We start from the raw sequence: 508 nt of genomic DNA on the forward strand, positions 1-508 counted from the left end.
TTGTTCCATTACCTAAACTCATAATGTGTAAATATATACACATTTTAATGATTTTTCATCTGATGTCAATTCTTTTTTAATGGCTAAAATGCTTATGAAGCGCATTAAGAACAATACGCAAAGAGCTAACAAGATGTGTTAACGATTGATCTTCTATAACAAGATATTGTAATGCAGCGTAAAGATTATACTGTCTATAGAGGTGTTGTGTTTCTTTGATAACCTCTTTCGTCTCTTCATAACAATGAGTTGCTCTTTCAATCCACCGTTTTTGTGCCTCCTCATTTGATGAAGGAGTAAAGTTATCATCAATTGCATTAGGCAATCCTTTTGCACATAGATAATTGTTTTTCACTTCAAGATATTTTTGTGCAGCATCATATTGGTCTTGATTGATTTCACCTTGCAAATAAAACCGCCCGATATAGGTTCCGGAAAGCGGATTTTTAGCCTCTTCTATGGTCAAGCCAAAGCGTTTGGCACGCATTTCAATTGCCAATTTATCCAT

Annotated in this window: 1 protein-coding gene; it reads right to left on the bottom strand. The window is 34.4% G+C overall.

Translation table 11 applies throughout. The annotated features are described in order from the left end of the window. Positions 1-76: 76 nt before the first annotated feature. On the bottom strand, positions 77-508 hold a 432-nt coding region (locus ACFIL8_RS12775; protein ID WP_375690159.1), incomplete at its 5' end, for a hypothetical protein.

The organism is Bartonella sp. AP57NXGY (genome assembly GCF_042195805.1).
Classification (GTDB): Bacteria; Pseudomonadota; Alphaproteobacteria; order Rhizobiales; family Rhizobiaceae; genus Bartonella.